This window comes from Niallia sp. FSL K6-0212 (genome assembly GCF_038007605.1).
GTDB lineage: Bacteria > Bacillota > Bacilli > Bacillales > Cytobacillaceae > Niallia > Niallia circulans.
Genome location: NZ_JBBOXL010000002.1, coordinates 38,401 through 57,939 on the forward strand (window position 1 = coordinate 38,401; position 19,539 = coordinate 57,939).

At 33.7% G+C, this 19,539-nt stretch carries 15 protein-coding genes and 1 pseudogene; 12 read left to right on the plus strand and 4 right to left on the minus strand.

Annotation, left to right across the window (positions count from 1 at the left end):
- Positions 1-316 precede the first annotated feature (316 nt).
- From MHH96_RS23915 to MHH96_RS23930, 4 genes are all read left to right on the plus strand, one after another.
- Complete coding sequence (locus MHH96_RS23915) at positions 317-556, plus strand: helix-turn-helix domain-containing protein (RefSeq protein WP_040344260.1); 240 nt, start codon at positions 317-319, stop codon at positions 554-556.
- The gene (locus MHH96_RS23920) at positions 528-1,898 is read left to right on the plus strand and encodes a hypothetical protein (protein WP_341118184.1); all 1,371 of its coding nucleotides are present in this window, start codon (positions 528-530) and stop codon (positions 1,896-1,898) included. Before MHH96_RS23915 ends, MHH96_RS23920 begins: the two co-directional genes overlap by 29 nt.
- A 178-nt stretch (positions 1,899-2,076) precedes the next feature.
- Positions 2,077-2,370: a DUF4258 domain-containing protein gene (locus MHH96_RS23925; protein ID WP_016204952.1), complete on the plus strand. Its 294-nt coding sequence runs from the start codon at positions 2,077-2,079 to the stop codon at positions 2,368-2,370.
- Positions 2,371-2,393: 23 nt separating this feature from the next.
- Positions 2,394-3,653 (plus strand): DUF3854 domain-containing protein, encoded by a 1,260-nt coding sequence (locus tag MHH96_RS23930; RefSeq protein WP_341118185.1) that lies wholly within the window; start codon positions 2,394-2,396, stop codon positions 3,651-3,653.
- Positions 3,654-4,563: 910 nt separating this feature from the next.
- Here the strand turns inward: MHH96_RS23930 and MHH96_RS23935 are convergent.
- The 4 genes and pseudogenes from MHH96_RS23935 to MHH96_RS23950 all read right to left on the minus strand — a co-directional run.
- Entirely contained in the window at positions 4,564-5,637 is a 1,074-nt protein-coding gene (locus MHH96_RS23935) for a Ger(x)C family spore germination protein (protein WP_163187436.1), read from the minus strand.
- A complete protein-coding gene (locus MHH96_RS23940; protein WP_307476322.1) occupies positions 5,624-6,679 on the minus strand; it encodes a GerAB/ArcD/ProY family transporter in 1,056 nt (351 codons plus the stop codon). Before MHH96_RS23940 ends, MHH96_RS23935 begins: the two co-directional genes overlap by 14 nt.
- A 20-nt stretch (positions 6,680-6,699) precedes the next feature.
- The gene (locus MHH96_RS23945; RefSeq protein WP_341118186.1) at positions 6,700-8,064 is read right to left on the minus strand and encodes a spore germination protein; all 1,365 of its coding nucleotides are present in this window, start codon (positions 8,062-8,064) and stop codon (positions 6,700-6,702) included.
- Between the two features lie 783 nt (positions 8,065-8,847).
- A pseudogene (locus MHH96_RS23950) lies at positions 8,848-9,143 on the minus strand (IS110 family transposase); the annotation flags it as partial.
- Positions 9,144-9,637: 494 nt separating this feature from the next.
- On the opposite strand from MHH96_RS23950, the gene MHH96_RS23955 reads away from it, so the two are divergent.
- The 8 genes from MHH96_RS23955 to MHH96_RS23990 all read left to right on the plus strand — a co-directional run bounded on the left by MHH96_RS23955 (position 9,638) and on the right by MHH96_RS23990 (position 19,503).
- Positions 9,638-9,784, plus strand: a complete 147-nt coding sequence (locus MHH96_RS23955; protein WP_251555764.1) for a hypothetical protein — start codon at positions 9,638-9,640, stop codon at positions 9,782-9,784.
- Between the two features lie 5 nt (positions 9,785-9,789).
- Positions 9,790-10,782, plus strand: a complete 993-nt coding sequence (locus MHH96_RS23960; RefSeq protein WP_221816605.1) for a Gfo/Idh/MocA family protein — start codon at positions 9,790-9,792, stop codon at positions 10,780-10,782.
- Positions 10,783-10,998: 216 nt separating this feature from the next.
- Positions 10,999-12,579, plus strand: a complete 1,581-nt coding sequence (locus tag MHH96_RS23965) for an alpha-glucoside-specific PTS transporter subunit IIBC (RefSeq protein ID WP_061810983.1) — start codon at positions 10,999-11,001, stop codon at positions 12,577-12,579.
- Positions 12,580-12,736: 157 nt separating this feature from the next.
- Positions 12,737-14,071 (plus strand): 6-phospho-alpha-glucosidase, encoded by a 1,335-nt coding sequence (locus MHH96_RS23970; protein ID WP_061810984.1) that lies wholly within the window; start codon positions 12,737-12,739, stop codon positions 14,069-14,071.
- Positions 14,072-14,155: 84 nt separating this feature from the next.
- On the plus strand, positions 14,156-14,926 hold the full coding sequence (locus MHH96_RS23975) for a MurR/RpiR family transcriptional regulator (RefSeq protein ID WP_061810985.1): 771 nt from the start codon (positions 14,156-14,158) through the stop codon (positions 14,924-14,926).
- Positions 14,927-14,941: 15 nt separating this feature from the next.
- Entirely contained in the window at positions 14,942-15,433 is a 492-nt protein-coding gene (locus MHH96_RS23980; RefSeq protein ID WP_061810986.1) for a PTS sugar transporter subunit IIA, read from the plus strand.
- A gap of 528 nt (positions 15,434-15,961) precedes the next feature.
- Positions 15,962-16,516 (plus strand): recombinase family protein, encoded by a 555-nt coding sequence (locus MHH96_RS23985; RefSeq protein WP_108072856.1) that lies wholly within the window; start codon positions 15,962-15,964, stop codon positions 16,514-16,516.
- Positions 16,517-16,545: 29 nt separating this feature from the next.
- Complete coding sequence (locus MHH96_RS23990; RefSeq protein WP_108072854.1) at positions 16,546-19,503, plus strand: Tn3 family transposase; 2,958 nt, start codon at positions 16,546-16,548, stop codon at positions 19,501-19,503.
- Positions 19,504-19,539: the final 36 nt, after the last annotated feature.

Below are 19,539 nucleotides of genomic sequence, written 5' to 3' on the forward strand. Positions count from 1 at the left end.
AGCCTTTGGAGAGATAGGGAAAGAATAGCAAAATGCTATTCTTAAAATCTATCAACCCAAAGGCTGTATGTTTATTTTAGAAACCGCAAATCCAAAAGGATCGCCACAAAATTAAAAATATAAAAAAGTTATAATTAAATTATACATTTTGTCTCCAACTGTAACAACTATTAAATAATTCATTCTATATATTTTTTAAAGTCTATGATATACTCTATTTAGATTAATAGTAAACATGAAAGCGATAACCGCTAGTATCCTCTTATCTAAGGGGATATTAGCGGTTTTTTTTATTTTTTGGAAAGAAGGGGAAAAAATGATGAGAAATTTAAACCAAATTTGTATTGAAGATGATGTTGAAAGACTTATTATTTTGAGGAAACGATTGAAGTTAAATCAATTTCAATTCGCGAAAGAGATAGGCATCAGTAGCAGCTATTTAAGAAAAGTGGAAAGCAGAACAATTCCTTTTCCATTTAAATTCCGAAAAAAAATTGATGAATACTTAAAACAGGAGCATTTAATCTATGAAAAAGGTTCTAACCTCTATAAGTGATGAACAGATCATCGGGGCAATACAATCAAATGATGTAGAAATTGTATTCTATGATTCTAACTTCATTAACCATGAAGAAGAAAATTACATCTTTAATTTGTTAATTATTACTTCAGATGAAATAAACAATCAGTTCCTTTCGACTCTTAAAGTCCATGATATTTACATTTTGGGTAATTCAAATGACAATAAAGCAAATGGGAGAAACATGTATTTCTTTGAGAATGAGGATTCGCTCAGAAAGGCTCTATTCATCTGGCCAAAAAAAGTAAAAAATAGTCAAGATAAAGATATTAGTACTTCTGAGAATACACTCAATATGGAGGTTCAAGTTGACCAGGGATCTTTACATACTTCAATTACAGGAGAAGCAAAAGAAAATAAAATAATAGAATCAATTGAAACTGTTGATTGTAACAATGCACCACCGGTGAGTATTAAAGATGATTTCCCATCAACGGAATATCCTATTAATATTAGTCATTTCAGTACAAATAAAATTGAAGCTATGAGAAAGCAATATGTATACAAAGGGAAACAATACCCACATAACAAAACGATTGCAGTATGGTCTCCACTTCATCGTATAGGAGTATCGAGTTTTATTCTAAACTTTGCAATATACCTACAAGAACAAAAAATACAAACAGCTGTTATAGAGGCAATGCAACCTCCAAAATTATCTAGTGTTTTGTCTAGGTATGAAGCAATGCCGGTTAATTTTCGTTCTTTTATAGAAGTGTTTCATTTAGAAGAATATGAACTTATGGAATTAGATTATCACAAAACAAATTGGCAATATATGGGGGTGTTATGGTTGCCTATTGGAGAAAAAGATTATGTTTATAACTGGACTGAGGACTTTTTAGAAGTGTATTTTCAATTTTTTCGATATCATGATGTAATTTTAACAGATTTGCCAAGTGGAAAGATGACAGAAGAAACAGAAAAAGTGCTTCAAAATATTGATGAACTTTGGGTAATGGTAGACAATTCAATTGTAGATATTTTAATGTGGAAAAATTATATTCACCAATTAAGAGAAAAACATGGAATATCGATGAAATTAATCTATAATCGTAGTTTTCCATTTAGTAAGATTAACTCTTTAGTGAATGGCCTTGAACTCCCCCTGATAGGGACCATTCCGGATCTAACAGAAGAATATATTCGATTACAATATAAAAAGAAGCCTCTTATCTCATTTGATGAAGTAAGGGAAAAAGTAAAAGAGAATTATGAAAATCTTATTAAGGCGGGATTTCAATTGGATTCCATATCAAATTCAAAAAAAATTCCTCTCAAAACACTTATCAAAAAACTTTTCCAATCAAGAGGTTGAATAGAACTTAAATAAAGTGCTATGATAAATACATAAATTGTATATATTTTAGTATTTTGTTGCTTTCTTTTTGATAAGCGGTTTAATAATTAATAATAGCGGACTTTGGTTCGTAGTTTTGAGGAGTATTTCTGTCCTTTAACTACATACCAAAGTCTTTTTTTTGGAGGTGAAGGAGATGAAATTACAAGAAGTAAAAAAAGTACTATTTAGTGGAAAAGGCAAAATCATAATCAGTATTCATACTATGCAGCGATTAGAGCAAAGAGGTTATACCAAAGCAGATATAGTTACTGCCATATTAAATGGAGAAATAGTGGAAAGGCAATCTATTTCAAAAGTTGCAGTACTTGGAAGAGATACTGACGATAATCCAGTGGTTGTAGTAATTGCAAAAGTATCAAATCATCAATTTAAGATTGTTACAACTATGCCACCAATTGATCGTAGTAGATTTAAATATTGTATTTAACAAGACGAAAGAGGAGGATAAGTATGAATTCCTTATATAGAAAAACAAAAGTAAAAGGGTTTTATGAATATTATCGTACTCCTTGTCCCATTTGTGGCAAAACAGGAGCATGCATGACCAATGAAGATAATAGCAAAGTAGTATGCATTCGAGTAGAAAGCGATATTCAGTTTTCAAAAAACTCCGCGTTAATTAGTTACTTGCATGTATTAAAAGAAGATAATAGAAATAAAGTGAATGTAAAGGAAATGGCTGAAGAAGTAAATGGATTTCCTAAAAAGGACAGTATCACATTAGATACCATCTATCATGCGCTTTTAGATAATCTAGTTTTAGATGATTTTCATTATAATCATTTAACTTCAAATGAACGGAAATTGAGTGATGAACAAATAACTATCAGAAATTATAAATCATTCCCTGATAAGCCTTGGAATATTGTTAAAGCCATTAGCAATGATTTAGGGATAAATGATTTTCAAGGAATACCAGGGTTCTATTTTCAAAATGGTTATTGGAGTATAGCTGGAATGAAAGGAATTCTTATTCCATACAGAAACCAATATAACCAAATCGAAGGTTTTCAATATAGAATTGATAACCCACCGAATATAGTGGAAGTTAAATTTAATGGTAAAGAATTTCAAGCTAAAGTAATCAAGCAGCCAAATGTCGTAGAGGTAAAATATAAAGAGAATATAATATTTCAAGGTGAAGTTCCTTTACAAAAGGATTGGTGTACTATTACAGACAATAATGAGTTATTGGGATGGATTAGAGTTAAAAAAGGGAATAGATATTACTGGTTAAGTTCTGCCAATAAACCTAATGGGACAGGTTCTGGTAGTCCAGCACCTATTCACGTATCCATTCCTAGTACAAAGTTAAATAAATGGGTTCCTGGTACTCTTTATAAAGCTAAAACCGTGTGGCTTGGTGAAGGAGCTTTAAAAGGAGATATAGCAGTTGACTTAATGGCTAATCTATATGATCCATTAGAGATAGATCAAATTGGAGATACTTTCATTAGTCTTCCTGGTGTAGGAGCTTGGAGGTTAGCAATCCCCGTATTAAAAGAGATGGGCGTTCAAACTGTTAATATTTGTTTCGATGCAGATGCTATTGAGAATGTATATGTAAAAAAACATCTATTGGAGTGTGCAAAGGAATTAAAAAAACAAAAATTTCATGCTAATTTAATTGTTTGGAAAGAATCGGATGGAAAAGGGATTGATGATTTATTATTAAAAAATAAAATCCCTAACATTAAAAGGATTTATTAATGGAATTTATTATAATTAGACGTAACATTAAAATAGCATTCAAAACTCTCGGCTTGATAGTTCATTCAAACCGAGAGATTTTTTATATTTAGAAAAAGGATTTTATTTTCTACCGATTTAATAAAGTACATTATTTATTAAGTGTAGAACTATAATAACAACCAAAGATAAATTTCTTTTTATTCCTTGTATTTTCTATTGTTGATCAAGGTTCTTTAATTATTAAACTTTTTCTTTCTTCAAGTAACAATCCTACATCTTTGCATTCCTCTTTATTTTAAGTAAAGCTGCACATTATAATAAAATGTTATTTCAAAACAAATAGATGAACTATTAATAGTTAATCGATTGGAAAAGATTCTAAGAAGGTATCGATGAGGTTTTTGAGGTCAGTGGAAGTATTTGCTGCATCATAATATTGGTCTTTTAGTTGGAGTAACAATCATAGTCGTTTATATCCCTCCTTTCATATTAATTTTTCTATTTCATAAGTATATAATCCTACTAGTTCATAATTTTTTCAAAAAAGATTAATTTTAGGTACACTCTCTTCACTTTTTCCCTATAAGGGGTACTGCCGACAAAACGCAGATATTATACGCTAAGACATTTTTTGGATATAAAAACCCTGATTTTTCTACGCTAAGCAGAAGGATCAGGGTTTAATATTTTTCTTCGTATTCTTTTGGTTTCGTAGTTTCCAAATAATGTCATGTTGAACTAACGCACCCGTTTGTTTAAGTACATTGTTTCACATAATTCACAAAGAAAGCCGGTTTTCTTATCGAAAAACAGCTTTTTATTATCTATTTATTTTTTCAATTGTTATATTCAAGATAACTGCTGAGATAACATAAATTTGATTCATAAAATCCAATCCAGTTACAAAAATGGATATAGATATAATTCTTTAAGTTGTTTTCAGATAACCTTCATTTTGAATGTCTATTTTAACATTAATATTAATCTTCATGTTTTTAAAGTAATCTGACCTCCAGTTTTTTAATTCATCACGAGGGATTTGATTTCTAAAAAACTGACCCATTCCGAATACATCAGCCTCATTCTCTTGAAGTTTTGTAAATAATTTATTATACCTCTCAGAGATTAGAGTATTAATTTCCTCTTTAATTAAATTCAAACTGGGTTCTCCTTTTGTTTCCAATATCACAACTCTCATTTTTATTAGACTTTCCATATGTGCATCATTATTCACTAGTCTTCCTATATTGTCAGTTTTAGAACCCAGTAGCATGACTGTAGCATGTTCCATTACTTCCATTTTTCCATTACCACTCTCCCCTTTAAAAACATTGTACAGCAGGGTTTCGTTTGAACTGATTTGCTCGACCATTTTTCCTCTTTTTAATATGGCAGAACCGATTTGATCCATAGTCGTATCTTTTCCCGAACGAATCAAAGGTATAGCCACATCATGTGTATAAGAATGTATGCCTCGGAAGACCTCCCAAACTCTTGTAAGGGCAATGTCAGGATTCCAGCCTGCATTTTTTTCGAAATAGTTATAAGTGCTGAGCCCTTTTTTTTCGGCATTAATTTTAATGTTATTGAAAAATTCTTGAAGATCCTCATCACATATTGCAACTAAAGCTTTTGGGGAAACGTCTCTTGAACGCATAAATCCTGCAATTATATCGTTTATTCCATCCTCAGCAGTTTCTTTCTCAATAAAGATTAGCTTTACATGCAATAAATACACATCGCTCTCCATATTTCTACTAATTGTATCCACTGCTTTTGAGACCGTTTCAGCTTTAGCAGATACAATTTTCGTTTCCATACTACCATCTATAGGCTCTGGTATATTCAGGATCACCAAATATTGGTCGTCAACTTTCTTAACACCTATCGACACTGGTAGTAGACGATGATTTATATCCTTAATATCCCAACAACCGCTCAATATCAACATAGTTAAAAGACTACAAATTAAATAAATGACTTTTTTATTAGATAGTTTCATTTGTATCCTTCCTCTTTAATCTTCTTCCAATATAGTAAATAGAAAGAGGTACAACAATTATAACGTATGACCTTAAAAAAGAATTCATAAAAAGGATATTTTCAACATCCTTCCAGTCTGGAATCCAAAAGCAAACGAAAAAGATTGCTACAGACAAACCGAACAATAGGTAGCTAGGTCTACTTTTAGGAATGTAATAGTTGATTATTCGAATTGCTTTCCACATTAAGAGAGAGAGATACAAAATAATAAAAGCAATAAGGCTTAAAAGAAAAAACATTGTAACTCGATCAAACATTAACCAATCAATATTTATAGAATCCACAATAAGTACAAAAGGAAGAAATGCTTTTGATGCAGTCGCTTGTCCCAAAGTAAGAATTGGAATGTATACTGAAAAGAGAAAGAAAGGAATAAGAAATATCGCAGACAAAATAACATATTTTCTTTCATAAGAGAAAAATGGTTGTACAAATCCAAGAAAGAGAAACCCACCGGCGAATGCAAAATAACTCTCGAAGTAAGCAGGCTTACTAATGAATCCTAAGTCTGTGTCAAAAGGTATGGCATATCTCCAATCAACATTCTGAAATGACATGATTAAGACAAACAATAATATTGGAAAAAATAATATAAATAATAAAAATGCAGTTCGTAAAATGGCTTCGATACCTTTAGATGAAATGTATGCAGAAACAGACAACAATAATAGTATAATTGTCCATAATGGGGTATGGGATAAAAATACCAAGGTTACGATTTCTGCGTATGCTCTGACCGTTATAATAATGGCCATGATTAGATAAAGTAAAACGGGAGCAAAAAATAAAAAAGTTACCCTTTTTTTGCTTTTCGAAAATATACTTAAAATATCCTTTTTTGGAAAAAAGCTGAGACCTTTCATATAAGTCAACAAACATACAAAATGTACAATAATCCCTATTAGAATTGGGAACCAATGGCCTTGTTCTGTACTAGCAATAATATCAGCTGGAAACATAAAAAAAATTAGTCCCAGATGACAAAGCACATACATTATCATAACATGTAGACTTCTTACCACTATTGTTCCTTCCTTCCTATATTTAAATAGAGATAGGACTTGCCAAAGGTAGTTAAACTTGCCAAATAAGAACTAATAAAAACTAGACCTACTACTAATCCTAAAACTCCAAATAGTGAAGAAAGAATTACATTAATATATTTAAATGATCTGATTGAAAGCGAGCTTTGAGCCCCCACAAGGGTTGAGTTAGCAATTGTTGTTGCTGCAAGAATGATGATTAAGAGATTGCTGACTAATTTAGCTTCTACAGCTGCTTGTCCTAATATAATTCCTCCAACCATTGTAATTGTGGGACCTACTGATTTTGGAAGCCTTATGCTTGCTTCTAATATCAGTTCTAGAACAACCAACATGATTATAACTTCAACAAGTGCTGGATAAGGAACCCCTTCTCGACTTTGAGCTACAGAAAGTGCAAGCTCTATCTGTAACGCTTCCGGATTTACAGCAACAAGAGCAACATACATTCCTGGACTTATTAGAGCAATTAATGCACCAATTACTCGGAGGCAACTGATAGTTATCATAATGGGAAATGGAAAATTACGATCACTCTCAACAATAAACATATCCCAAAGGAGATTAGGCAGTATTAAAGCAAAAGGTAATTGATCAACTAATATAACAACTCTTCCCTTTTTAAGAAATTGTGATGCATGAAAAGGAAGTTCTGTCGTATTAAATTTTGAAACTGTATCCCAAGATGAAAACCCCAGCATTTTTGACATGCTTTGTAAGTTACTGATATCCATACTCTTATTCTTTTCAATAAGACTATTTATATTTTCAACAAGTTCTTTATCCACTAGACCATTAATAAATAGTAAAGAAATTTTTGTCTTCTGATTTTTCCCTGTTGTGAAGGAATGAACAAGAAGTTTATTTGAACTAAGTTGTTTACGAAGGAGTCCAATATTTGTGTCAATATCTTCTGTGAAGGAGTTTGAAGGTCCTTGAATTACACTTTCATTTGATGGAACTTCAATTGAACGATTTAACCCCTTAGGAACAGGTTCGTAAATAATAAACTTTTTTGTATGTTCTATATATATAATAAGTTTACCTTCAAGGACTGATGTAATAGCCTTTTTTGTATCGTCTTCAAAAAGTTCACCCATTAAAATAAATATAGATTCTGATGTTTTCCCTTGAGAAATTAAACCCTCTGACTGTTTTTGAAGAATTGTTTTTGTTTTTGTCATATCTACTAAAGTAGATAGTCCTAGTAACAAAACTTCCTTTTTTAAAAGGTAATCACGTTTTATAAAAAAGTCATCATTACCCCCTAACGCTTTTTTAATATCTAAAACTATTTGTTCCATAACATTTTTCCTTTCATTTCCTATATGTTTAATTTGCACTTAATTTTATATAATTATTCAGGGGGAAAATTGATACTGGAACAATTTATATAACTTCTAAATGTTTAAGAAAATAAAAGGAAGTGAATGAACGCAAATTGGGAATACGAACTATTGTCCTTAGAAGAAAAAATTAAGATACAGAAATCTGGAAAAGTTGAAGTGTAGAAGTTTAGGATGAAGAGGAATACAATATTATTGTTTATAAACAGTTTGAAATAATTTTTATAATAAAAGTACATACCAGCTAAGTTACGGAATTTTTGAATAGCCACACAAATATCCCCATTTCAGGTGGGAACGAGGAATTTGTGTGAACAATCTTGATGATTGGGATTTGTTTTTATTAATAGCGCTATTCAACTAAACTCCCTCTATAAAAGAAGGGAAAACGCCGGATTACTCTTGTTTTCTTAGATTTTCATAGTTATTTACCTGTCGGTAAATGTCCTTATAGCTGGAGGATTCTCACTTGAAAGGATATATTTGGACTCTGAGAGAAAAAAGAGCTATAACCCATCAACCACCTTCTTACAACCATTGGTGGATGAGTAAAAATATGATTGCACTGGTGGATCTCCACATTTCTCATGGAGGTCAACCCTCCCATATCTCACAGAGTCTTCGCTCCAAAATTCCTTCGTCCAACCTTTCCATGAGGTGGATGTCAGTCATGCTGCCCGACAGGGTCCTTGCCCGTATTTTAGTTGTTTTACTGACTAATCCGTGCTTCAAATGTTTAAAACAATTAACCTACTAAATAATTTCAATCAAGAAAAGAAATTAAGCTGCTACCTGTAATACGTCCATATGAGGAATGTCCGATAACATGCGTTCTTCACTAAATTCGCACTGCTTTTTACCGATGGTAAATAAAATACGTATGAGCTTATTACATATTGCAATTCAATTAGAGATTGCATCTTCTTCAAAGGATTATTTGGACGCTTTGTAAAATACTCATGTAATGCTTTAAAAGCGGTATTTTTAGCGACCAAAGGCATTGCAACTCGAAAGAGGAGAGCTCTTAATGTCTTCCTACCTCTCTTGGTAATTTAGGTTTGTCCTTTATGGGGTCCCCCCAACAAAACGCGGAAAACATACGCTAAGTCAATTTCTGGATGAAATAAATCGACTTTTTCCTATGCTAAGGAATTAATAGCCTTTCATATTGGCTAAATAATCTTAGAATTCTAAGCGATGATATACTCCTTTTTTCTAAAACTCAACCTTATTTAACCCCTGAATCCTAGGGTCTTTTTTTATGTAGAGGAATTGGCTTTGATAATGTCTTCTGTATATTTGAGATGGGGTATATCCACTTAGTTGCTTAATATGATTTTAAAAATGCCCCTATTAATAGTATTGAAGATAAAAGTTAGTGATATCTTTTATCTTTTTTCGCTTAGAATGTTAAACCTTATAGATAAGGCCAATTTTCTCAACCTCATTTGATTCATTATCTGAAACTTTTCCCAAGTTATTTATGAGTAATTGTTAGAGTAATTACACAAATTTATAATGGTTTAATAGATAGCGCTTTCTTAGGAGAAAAAAGGAGTAACTAGCTAGTATGATGAAGAAATGCAACGATTTGGCAAAGCCATATTTATTTCAGGTAATGATTATGCCGGCAATGGGATTATTACAAGGACCAAGTAATACTCTATTAAATTGGAAATATTGGGAATTATTACGACTGAAGGTCCATTGGAGGTAAGAAAAATGATACGATTTGGAGTAATCGGGACGAATCGAATAACGGACATATTTATACAAGATGCGAGTACTTTAAAGGAATTTTCTTTAACTGCTGTTTATTCTCGGACAGTGAAAAAGGCAATAGAATTTGCTGGAAAATATAATATACAGAATATTTTTGTGGATTTGGAAAGTATGGCAAAAAGCGATGAAATTGATGCAGTCTATATAGCCAGTCCAAATGCCCTGCATGCCGAGCAAGCTATAATTTTTATGAAGTATGGCAAACATGTGCTTTGTGAAAAACCCATTGCTTCCAATACAACAGAATTACAAACGATGATTCAAGTTGCTCAAAGTAATAAAGTTGTTTTAATGGAAGCATTAAAATCAACATTACTTCCTAATTTTCAAAGTGTTTACAGTAATTTACATAAAATAGGAAAAATACGTCGATATTTTGCAAGTTATTGTCAATACTCCTCTCGTTATGATGCTTATAAGCAAGGAACTATATTAAATGCATTCAATCCTTTATTTTCAAATGGTTCTATAATGGATATTGGTATTTATTGTATTTATCCAATGGTTGTATTATTTGGCGTACCATCTAGTGTCCAAGCCAATGCGTTGATGCTTGACTCGGGAATAGACGGAGAAGGAAGTCTATTGCTGAAGTATAAAGATATGGATGCAGTAATTATGTATTCAAAAATAACAGATTCGAATATTCCTTCTGAAATTCAAGGCGAAAATGGAAACATTATTATAGATAATATCAATCAACCACAAAAAGTAGAAATTCGTTATCGAGATGGACGAGTAGAAGATATTTCCTACCCACAATCTAACAACACAATGTATTATGAAACCAAAGAATTTATTAATTTAATTAAGGCTGGTCAGTTAGAATCAAGTATCAATTCGCACAATCATTCAATGATAACTATGAGAATTATAGAAGAAGCGCGGAAACAGATGGGTCTTGAATTTCCGGCGGATAGGATAAATAAATAGTACGAGTAATCCCTTCAGTTTAAACTAAAGGGATTTTTTTATTAATAATCAAGGTCTACTCCTAAAAGTTATTTTCAATTTTCTGAGTCTCATTTGTTTCATTATCTGGTACTTTTCCCAAGTTATTGATAAGTGATTGTTAGAATAATCATGCAGCTCTATAATTGCTCTAGAGATAGCGCTTTCTTATAAAAACTAAAAAGGAGTTGATTCATTATGATGCAGAAATTGCAGCGATTTGGTGGAGCCATGTTTATTCCAGTAATGATTATGCCGGCTATGGGATTGTTACTAGGTCTCAGTAACACTTTATTAAATGAGCAAATGGTCGGAAGTATTGCTGCTAAAGGTACCATTTGGTATGCATTTTGGAAATTAATTTTTGATGGGAGTTACGTTGTATTTCAAAATATTCCCCTTTTATTTGTTATCGGTTTACCTATTGGTTTAGCAAAGAAATCAAAGAGCAGGGCTGCATTGGAAGCTTTCGTTATTTATATGTTTTTTAATGTATTTATCAACTCATTACTATCTACATCTGGTTCAACTTTTGGGGTGGATTTCTCTAAGGATGTAGGCGGATATAGCGGATTAGCAAGTATAGCAGGTATTAAAACGCTTGATACGAGTATGGTTGGTGCATTAATTATTGCAGGAATTACTATCTGGCTTCATGAACGCTTTTATGATAAAAAATTGCCAGACCTTTTAGCAATTTTCCAAGGAAGTGCCTTGGTCACGATAGTAGGATTCTTAGTTATGATACCAGTAGCACTTTTAACTTGTCTTGTCTGGCCACATATTCAAGAATGGATTTTTTCACTTCAAGGGCTATTAAAAACATCTGGAGCTATAGGTGTAGGGCTTTACAGTTTTCTAGAAAGAATTCTGATTCCAACTGGTTTACACCATTTTATCTGGCAGCCCTTTGCTTATGGACCAGCTGCAGTAAATGGGGGACTTCTAGCTTATTGGTTTTCTCATGTAGCAGAGTTTGCAAATTCGACTAAATCAATGACAGAGTTGTTTCCTCAGGGTGGTTTTACCTTGTTTGGGAATTCCAAAGTATTTGGATGCTTGGGCATAGCAATTGCACTTATCATTACAAGTAGACCAGAGAAAAGAAAACAAACAATTGGATTAATTTTACCTGTTGCATTTACTGCAGTAATTACAGGGATAACAGAACCAATAGAGTTTACATTCTTGTTTATTGCTCCTTATTTATTTTTAATTCATGCTATTTTGGCTGGTTTAATGACTGCAATTATGTATGCCTTTGGTGTTTCAGGTAACTTTATATACGGCTTACTTGATTTCTCAATCACTTGGGCAAGTACATGGCAAAATCACTGGGCAACTTGGCTGCTTCAAATAGGTATTGGTTTAGGATTTACCGTTATCTATGTTGTTTTATTTAGATATCTAATTATTAAGTTTAATATTTTGACGCCAGGCAGGGAGTCTGATGATGTAGAAAGCAAGTTATTTACGAAAGCAGATTACAAAGAGAAGAAATTAGGAAATACAGGTGGAAGCAGTTCTTTTGAACAATTAGCTGAATACTTTTTAGCAGATTTAGGTGGCGCTGCAAATATTCAAGATATTACAAACTGTGCAACGAGATTACGTGTTACAGTAAAAGATCCTGAAAAACTAGAAAGTGAACAAGTTTTTAGAAAACATGGAGCACATGGCTTAGTTCGAAATAAACAAGCGATCCAAGTAATAGTTGGACTATCAGTTGGTCAAGTTCGAGATAAAATGGAAGAAAAGATTAAAAGTGTTCGAAAGTAAAATAGGATGTAAGAAGGTTAAAGAAATCTCCCAATGAGTGAAACCTTTCCCATCATCTTTCCAAACTATTACGATGAAGGAAAAATCGCAGTATACTAACCTTAAAGAAATATTTATACACTAAGACATAACAACAATAAGGAAAGAGGGACTAAAAATGAAAAAAAATTCTGTAGTAATTGCTGGTGGGGGAAGTACTTATACAGCTGGAATTGTAATGATGTTAATTGAAAATCAAGATAAATTTCCATTACGGAAATTAAAATTTTACGATAATAATAAAGAACGTCAAGATATCGTTGCGAAAGCATGTGAAATTATCATTAAGGAACGTGCTCCTAAAATTGAATTCATAGCAACAACAGATCCCGAGGAAGCTTTTACAGATGTTGATTTCGTAATGGCACATATTCGTGTCGGTGGTCTAAAAATGCGTGAACTAGATGAAAAAATTCCATTAAAATATGGGGCCGTTGGTCAAGAAACATGTGGACCTGGCGGCATGGCCTATGGTATGCGTTCAATTCCAGGAGTAATTGAATTAATTGATTATATGGAAAAGTATTCACCGAATGCTTGGATGTTAAACTACTCTAACCCAGCTTCGATTGTTGCAGAGGCAACACGTATCTTACGTCCTAACTCGAAAATCATTAATATTTGTGATATGCCAGTTGCCATTAAAAAATCAATGGCTGACATTTTAGGGTTGGAATCTGAGAATGATATTATTGAACGGTATTATGGACTAAACCATTTTGGTTGGTGGACTGAGCTTTATGATAAAGAAGGCAATGACTTAATGCCAAGATTGAAAGAACATGTAAAACAATGGGGTTATGGGGCTAAAAATGATGGGATTAATAATCCACTGCTAGCGGAATCCAGCTGGATGGATACATTTACTAAAGCTAAGGACGTATACGCTGTTGACCCGGATACACTACCAAATACGTATTTAAAATATTATTTATTCCCTGACTATGTAGTACAACATTCAAACCCAGAACATACACGGGCAAACGAAGTGATGGATCATCGTGAAAAGAATGTTTTTGCCGAATGTATACGAATTGCCGAAGCTGGCACCGCTGAAGGAACAAGTATTGAAGCCGGGGAACACGCGGAATTCATCGTTCGATTGGCAGGAGCGCTTGCATACAACACATATGAAAGAATGCTATTAATTGTTCCTAATAATGGGGCGATTGCAAACGTTGAACCAACTGCAATGGTTGAGATTCCATGTTTAGTAAGTAAAGCAGGTGTGGAACCACTATCTATTGGGACGATTCCTCAATTCCAAAAGGGATTGATTGAACAACAAGTATCAGTAGAAAAGTTAGTCGTTCAAGCTTATTTAGAAAAATCATATCAAAAACTTTGGCAGGCGCTAACATTGTCAAAGACAGTACCAAGTGCGAGTGTTGCAAAAGCAATTTTAGATGACCTTATCGAGGCAAACAAGGATTTTTGGCCGGAACTTTCTTAAGGAAAAAGGGTTTGCTAAACTAGTAGCGGGTATGAGGTGTTTTCATACCCTGTTGCCTGGTAATTAAGTTAGGAGGATCTCCTTGTGAATCTTGAAGAGTTAATTAATAAAAATTATGAGTATTTGAGTGATACTGATTTTACTATTGCTAAGTACGTTCTTGCTAATAAAGATAAAATTGGGAACATGGGTATTAATCAGTTAGCTAAAAATAGTTTAGCATCCAAATCATCTGTATTAAGATTTGCTCAAAAATTAGGTTTTAGTGGATATAGTGAATTTAAAAACTTTGTAAAATGGGAAAATGCCAGCCCAAATGAGGAACTTAAACCAAATGAATTGTTTGAACAAGTTCTTTATGATGTCAATAAAACGTTAGACTATTTAAATAGTGTGGACTTTGAACCTATTTATAAAGCAATTGATACTAGCGAAAATATTTATGTCATTTCAACAGGAATAGCCCAGAAAAATCAAGCTGCAGAACTGCAACGACTATTCCTACTTATTGGCAAACCCGTTCAAATTATTCCTGCAATGGCCCACGCAAATGAATATAGGCTTATAATTGAAAAGTTAACTTCTAAAGATTTAATTATTTTGTTTTCGCTATCCGGTGAAAATCCAAACTTACAAGGGTTACCTGATATTCCTGCAGTTAAGGGTGCAAAAATGATTTCCCTTACCAATTTTAAAAGTAATTGGTTGTCAGGACATGCTGATTTTAATTTATATGCTTCCAGTACGATGAATCCTATTCCGAAAAATTGGTGGGTACGATCTGCCTCTTCCTTTTTTATTGTGGTAGAAGCATTGGCATTTGGATATTTAGATTATATAAATAGTAAAAGATAGACATTGAGGTGTGAAATGATGTTTTTTAAGAAGAGTAAAAAAGAAAAAAATATATTCATCCATAGCCCTTTAAAGGGCGAGGTTATTCCATTAGGAAGTGTTCCAGATCCCGTTTTTTCCCAGAAAATGATGGGCGAAGGGCTAGCCTTTATTCCAACTAACGGCGAAGTTTTTTCTCCTGTAAATGGGAAGGTTACACAAGTGTTTCCTACTAAACATGCAATTGGAATGGTAACGGAAGATGGCCTTGAAATGCTATTACATTTAGGACTTGAAACAGTTGAATTAAAAGGTGAAGGATTTAATATCAAAATTAATGCTGGAGATATAGTTAGTGTTAATGACCACATTGGTACTTTTGATCTTTCCTATATTGAGGAGAAGGGAAAAGAAATTATTTCAGTCCTTGTTTTCCCGAATTTTGAAGAAAAAATCTCTGAAATGATTCCGTTAAAGTCAGATGAAGTTGAAAGTGGAACGGAAATTGCTCAATTGATTTTTAAATAACTCAAATTTCATACTTGAAAATCGATTTGTGATGGGGCTCTCAAAAATTTAAGACCCAGCCAAATTCGTAGCTTAAACTGATTTTAAAAAGCGAAACGGCCTCCATTCTTGGTAAGGAAGATTCTCATGCCATAGTTGTTATTTATTTTTGACAACCTAATTCTTAGATCAAAAAGTGAATTTATTAAGTAATAATTAGCCTGTATGATACTTCCTTCATTCAGGCTTTTATTACGTTCCTCAGTTTTACGGCGCTTTCCATTTAGAAAAACAGTGGCGCAAAACTAAAAATGAAAGATCTAAAATAAATTGTTCTGCAGCCTAGAAGTCTTGTCATTCAGGATACTTATTTGTTTTGTTCAAAAACTCATCAATTTCTGAACGCAGGGAAATTTAAATAGTTTTATAGCTTTCTATCTACTATATGTGTTCATAAACTCTGTAAAGAAATCTATGTTCAGATATTACCCCTAACATTAAGTTATGTTACGATAAAACAGAGAAATTTAAAAATAAGGGGAGAAATTAATGAAGGTAGGATATGCTCGTGTTTCAACAGGCATTCAAAATCTTGATTTACAATTGGATGCTCTTAAAGAACATGGTTGCGAAGAAATATTTACAGATAAAATTAGTGGCGCCAAAGATAAAAGACAAGGATTGGAAGAAGCCCTTCGATTTGTACGCTCTGGTGATACGATAGTAGTTTGGCGCTTAGATCGATTAGGGAGAAATATGCAGCATTTAATTAAAATTGTGAATGACCTTAATGACCGAGGTATTAGTTTCCACAGCTTGCAGGAAAACATTACGATGGACAAGGCTAGTGCAACAGGGCAGCTTATGTTTCATCTATTTGCGGCCTTTGCTGAGTTCGAACGTAATCTTATTCAAGAACGTTCAGCAGCTGGTCGTGCTGCTGCAAGAGCCAGAGGGCGTTTAGGAGGAAGACCGGAGAAGTTAGATAAAAAGGAATTAGAAATGTTGAAGACATTGGTAGCAAATGGGACACCCGTTACTGATATTGCTCAAATGTGGGGAGTTTCCCGAACAACTGTTTATCGATATTTAGAAAAGAAGTAAGTCTTTGCTTACGAAAGGATGGGGAGGAAATGGCATCAAGAGGGAAAGAATTACTTACAGCAGATCAAAGAGCAGAATTTGTAAAAATACCGGATGAAATGAGTAAACAAGAACTAGAAACCTATTATACTTTTTCGCAATTTGATATGGAAATTATAAAACGACACAGAAGAGATCATAATCGCTTAGGGTTTGCTGTCCAATTATGTGTATTGCGCTATCCAGGGTGGTCTCTCACAGATGTTGAACCTATACCAGACTATGTACTCCACTATATAGCAAAACAAATAAATGCTAATCCCGATTCATTTTCTTTATATGCCCAACGTGACCCAACCAAGCATGAACATATGGAAGAAATTCGACAGGTATATGGATACCAGAATTTTTCTGTAAGTACATATCGGGAGTTAGCTCAGTATCTTTTGAAACATGCACTTCAAAATGGCAATTCTATGTATCTACTTCGAACTGTTCAAGAAGAACTTAGGAATCGAAAAATAATTCTTCCTGGAATGACTACAATAGAGCGACTTGTGTGGGATACCCGTCGGAGAGCAGAGGAAAGGATTTTTAACTCTTTAACTGCTACTCTTTCACCGTGGCAAAGACACAAATTGGATAAACTTATAGATCCCTTTGCGGAAAGCAGGAAAACCCCATTGGCATGGTTGAGAGAACTTCCGGGTCAGTCATCACCGGATGCCTTTCTAAAAGTAATAGAGCGTTTAGAATATATTCGGGAGTTGAAACTTCCATTAAACATAAATGAAGTTCATCCTAATCGGTTACTACAATTATCTCGCATTGGGGCACGTTATGAACCCCATTCGTTTCGCAGATTTAAAGAAAATAAGAAATATACCATTCTTGTCGCATACCTAGTAACTCTAAGTCAGGATTTAATTGACCAAGCAATTGAAATTCATGATCGGCAAATGATGATTTTACAATCGAAAGGTCGTAAAACACAAGAGGAAATGCAAAAAGAAAATGGAAAAGCAGTTAACGAAAAAGTTGTTCATTTTGCAGATATTGGGGCTGCACTTATTCAAGCACGAGATGAAGGGCTTGATCCATTTAGGACCATTGAAAAGATAATGCCTTGGGATAAAATCGTTACTTCTGTTGAAGAAGCGAAAAAATTAGCTCGACCAATGGATTATGATTACCTTGATTTGCTAGAGAATCGATTTACTTATCTGAGAAAGTATACCCCTACTCTTTTGAAATCATTAGAATTTCATTCTACAAAAGCAGCAGAACCATTATTACGTGCATTAAAAACATTGAACGTGATGAATGAATCCGGAAAAAGAAAAGTACCAGATGGAGCTCCATTAGATTTCGTCCCAAAACGATGGCAAAAGCATGTATACGATGAGGAAGGAACAATTAATCGACATTATTATGAAATGGCTGCCCTTACGGAATTAAAAAATCATATTCGTTCAGGAGACGTATCTGTAGTCGGCAGTAGGCTTCATAAAGACTTTGAGGAGTACCTTGTTCCCAAAGATGAATGGACAACAACCAATCTTAAAGAAACTAGACTGGCAGTTCGTTCATCAGCAGAGGAATACCTTGAGGAAAGAAAGAAAGCTCTAGCTGAACGCCTTACATGGGTTTCAAATAACCTTGATAGTCTTGAAGGAATAAATATAGAAAAAGCAAAACTTAGAGTGGATCGTTTGGAAAAGAATACCCCAGAAGATGCACGAACTTTCAGTTTATCCTTATATAATATGCTTCCGAGAATTAAGCTTACTGATCTTTTAATGGAGGTAGCGCACTGGACAGGTTTTGACGAAATGTTAATACATGCTTCCACTAATCGCCCTCCAAATGGAGAAGAAAAGGTCATTTTGATGGCTGCGCTTATGGCAATGGGAACGAATATTGGATTGACTAAAATGGCAGATGCTACACCTGGAGTTACTTATCATCAGATGGCCAATGCCGCACAATGGAGATTATATGATGATGCTATAAATCGAGCACAGGCAACTTTGGTAAATTTTCAACACAAACTTGCTCTAGCTTCTTATTGGGGAGATGGCACCACATCTTCATCCGACGGAATGCGAGTACAGGTTGGTGTTTCATCGTTGCATGCCGAAGCAAATCCCCACTACGGCACAGGAAAAGGGGCAACCATTTATAGGTTTACAAGTGATCAATTTTCCTCGTTTTATACGAAAGTCATTAATACCAATGCAAGAGATGCTGTCCATGTCATCGATGGGTTGCTTCATCATGAAACAGAATTAAATATTGAAGAGCATTTCACAGACACGGCCGGCTATACAGATTCTGTATTCGGATTAAGTCATTTGTTAGGTTTTCGTTTTGCGCCAAGGCTTCGTGACTTAGCTGATTCCAAACTATACACAATTCAAAAGCCAAGTGATTTTCCTGACCTAGAAAAATTACTTCGTGGACGGATTAACACAAAGATTATTCAGGAAAACTTTGATGACGTGCTCCGTTTAGCCCATTCGATTCGAGAAGGAAAAGTGTCTGGTTCGCTTATTATGGGGAAATTGGGATCATATGCAAGGCAAAACAAGTTAGCTGCTGCATTACGAGAAATGGGAAGAATCGAAAAAACTATTTTTATTTTAGATTACATATCTAATGAAGCTCTACGTAGGCGTATTCAACGAGGATTGAATAAAGGAGAAGCTATGAATGGCTTGGCAAGATCATTATTCTTTGGAAAACGAGGGGAGTTACGGGAACGAGGACTGCAAGATCAACTTCAACGTGCAAGCGCTTTAAATATTATAATTAACGCTATTAGTGTATGGAACACCGTATATCTTACCGAAGCAACAAAATTGTTGAAGGAAAAAGGGGATTTTCAAGAAGATCTACTAAAACATATTTCGCCATTAGGATGGGAACATATCAATTTTCTTGGGGAATACACCTTTGATATGAAGAAAATAGCAAGCTTACATTCGCTGCGCCCTCTTATTCAATAAATAATAAGCCGAATTTTCTTAGCGTAGGAAAACTCG